Source organism: Moorena sp. SIO3E8 (genome assembly GCF_010692445.1).
GTDB lineage: Bacteria > Cyanobacteriota > Cyanobacteriia > Cyanobacteriales > Coleofasciculaceae > Moorena > Moorena bouillonii.
Window position 1 is genome coordinate 1 of sequence record NZ_JAAHHM010000292.1, and the last position, 2907, is coordinate 2907.

Genomic DNA, 2907 nt, shown 5'->3' on the forward strand with positions numbered 1-2907 from the left:
AATAGGAATGCGAGTTAAAATATCAGGCTCACAATGGAATATTGAAAATGTTCCTAAAATTCTTTCTTTACGCTGTGCTTACCTAAATGGGATGCTTTATTAATGATGTTTTTACAAAAATGAGATGCACCCCAAAGTTCTGGGTTTTTAGGGAGCAGGGAGCAGGGAGCAGGAACCCACCCCTAACCCCTCCCAGGAGGGGAATAGAGAAGGAACCCACCCCTAACCCCTCCCAGGAGGGGAATAGAGAAGATAGAATAGCGATGCGCTGCTATCTCTCTATCTCCCTATTTCCCCATCTGCCCACCCTTGCAACACTCCCTATTCCTCTGGCTCCATCGGCAGACTTATATCTAAAATAATTAGAAACTTAGCATCAGGCAGCAGCTGTTTCAGGGTCTGGGAATAACCTTTGGCATCAGAACAGTTGCGGAACCGAGCGAAAACGACTGGTGGCATCGGTGGTAATAGCCGAATCAGGACCCATGGGTATAGGCTTAGACGATGCGACATAATATGAAGTTATCTCCTTTACTTTAAGGGGTAGCCAGAGCCAGCCTGTGGCCTAGGAAAACTCTTAGGCTGGCTCTTCCCGTGGATTTTTTTGTCCACGGTTTTATTTTAGCACAAAAATTTTAATATTATAGCATATTTTGAGAAATTTTGTAAAAAATTATTGAGAGAGTCGCCAGAGGTAGAGTTTTATCGAATTGGGGAGTTTGTTCCCGTAGCGTGGCCTACGGCCAGGGGAAAAGAAAACCCCATCCTCCAAAATCAGAAGCGTTTAGATGGAGGGGAACAGGAATGGAACCCAGTTGACTTATAGATTTGTCTGTTATAGTACCTAGTTTCCATGATAGGAATGCAGACATTGCTAATACCGAAAAAATCATAGCTCCGATAATCAACATTTAAAGTATTAAAAGTATTAGCAAGCATCATATTAACAAAACGTCAGATGTTTCAACAATTTTCGATATCCTAATGGCCATATTTATTTGTCTGTGTCCGTAGAGCGATTAGAGGATATCTGAAAAGTTTTTTGATACTGAATTTTGCCCCCCTAGCCCCCCAATTATGGGGGGAACAAGAATCAATTTGTTGGTAAAAGTCCCCCAAAATTGGGGGATTTAGGGGGCTTGAATGTAGCAAATAATACTTCTCATTCAACCTCTTAGGTACACTACATTCTTCTGCGACAATGGAAAAAATTCCGAAGGTTTGCAAATGAGTTTAGCTTATACCAAATCCAGTTATTATAGCTTACTTACCTAGAGTATCAAATCAAGTCTAGGCAAGGACTTTGATTGTTTTTAATATAGTCTTATTAAACTGGATTTGTTATCACAATGAGCCCCACAGGTCAAGCTTTTCGCTAGTTTCCTGCCTCCAGATTCGCGATCAAAAAAGCTACGACTGGTTTCAGGCTAGTTTAAGGATTGCTTTAACCTTTGCAGGAAAAGGAGTTGAGCTAGTTTTTTGGGTTTCGGTTTTTCGCTCATGCCGTTACAACACCGGATTTCAATATTTTGTCAACCCCCTCACCTGAATTCTTACGGTTCATTGCATATTTCTAGTTGGGCAGAATTTTCCGTAGGAATGGGGCAGCCGATAATCTGATTATTATTGTTGTTATTGTTGTTATTGTTGTTATTGTTGTTATTGTTATTATTGTTGTTACCGTTATTTACCCCATTGCTGACATTGACACAATCGTAATCGTAAGATGCAAACAAGGTTTTGATGGCAGATCCAGGATTATAGGTGTCAGCCAGATATTGTCCATACTGACAAGCATCTTCAATACCAGCTCTTAATCCACTGAAAACCGGATACAATTCACTTTGGCTCTGGATATGCAAATTGTCGATCAAAGGGCCTATTTCACTTCCATCTGTACCGTCTCTTAGCTCGTTGTTGCTGTCGCTGGCCGCATCCTGAATGTCCCAAATTAACCCACTCAGGAACCAGCTTTGTGTATCGCTGCGCTCTTCTGTCATGGGTCTGGTATACATATCGAATCCTTCCATGCGGCTGATTGGATTTTTCCAGCCACCTTCATAGACTTTGCCGTAATAATGTTCCATAGCTTTGTATTCAAAGAAAGTGGCCCAGCCTTCAGCTAAAGCGATGAGCTTGCCACGGGTGAAAGAGGGTTCAGAACCATCCACATATGGGTCGTTATGGTTGATGTCGTTGGCTAATTCAGAAGCAAATACTTTAGCCCACAATTGTTTACCTGCTTTTGCCGCATGTGAATAGTGAGCTGATTCATGTATGGTCAGTTGTTGAATTCTGGCGGTGTTAACCTGATTACCAACCTTTTTGTGTTTCAGTCCACTGTAAATCATGTCTGGTCTGAGGTGGCTAGGAAGAATCTCAATTGCAGATCCAGCCAAAGCATTGACTAGGACATCCCACACATTGGATGCACCGATGTTCGTAAAGGATGCTATTTGATTTAGATTCCGATACTTAAACAGCATAGGAGTTGAACCGGCACTTCTGCCGTTTTTCCATACCCAGACATTGGCATCGCGTATCGGTTTATCAACGCCTCTGGCAGTGGCATAGTCATTGTATTTGATCAAACCATTGTGAACAGTGCCTTTGTACCAAAGCCTTTCATCATTGGGTTCAATGTATTTCGTCCGACCGTTGTTACTTCTTTTGATGGTCATTAAGTGATCTGATACTTGGATGCCGAGCATTTCATTCCATGATTTTCTGATAGTGGCAGTGTTGCTGCGCCATTTAGCTCGTATCCTGACTTTGCCACGGTATTTTTTCGGTGCGGTGAAATGACCGTTATTATCTGTGTAGGTATAGCGCCACCAGATGCCTCGACCGATGCTAATTTTCGCTCTTTTCAATGGCTCCCATTGGCCCGTTTCGGTATTTTTGACA

General features: G+C 42.2%; 3 protein-coding genes. 1 reads left to right on the plus strand and 2 read right to left on the minus strand.

Going from position 1 to position 2907, the window contains the following annotated elements; all coding sequences use genetic code 11:
* Positions 1-321: 321 nt before the first annotated feature.
* Entirely contained in the window at positions 322-459 is a 138-nt protein-coding gene (locus tag F6K46_RS39085) for a hypothetical protein (RefSeq protein WP_366664738.1), read from the minus strand.
* A gap of 217 nt (positions 460-676) precedes the next feature.
* On the opposite strand from F6K46_RS39085, the gene F6K46_RS39090 reads away from it, so the two are divergent.
* Positions 677-826, plus strand: a complete 150-nt coding sequence (locus F6K46_RS39090) for a hypothetical protein (RefSeq protein WP_293066375.1) — start codon at positions 677-679, stop codon at positions 824-826.
* Positions 827-1553: 727 nt separating this feature from the next.
* Here F6K46_RS39090 and F6K46_RS39095 read toward each other — a convergent pair.
* Positions 1554-2907 (minus strand): hypothetical protein (locus F6K46_RS39095; RefSeq protein WP_293118113.1); only part of this gene is annotated, 1354 nt, incomplete at its 5' end.

Bases quoted from the DNA above. Each gene is read 5' to 3' on its own strand.
- F6K46_RS39085 (WP_366664738.1), bottom strand. From the start codon at position 459: ATGCCACCAGTCGTTTTCGCTCGGTTCCGCAACTGTTCTGATGCCAAA.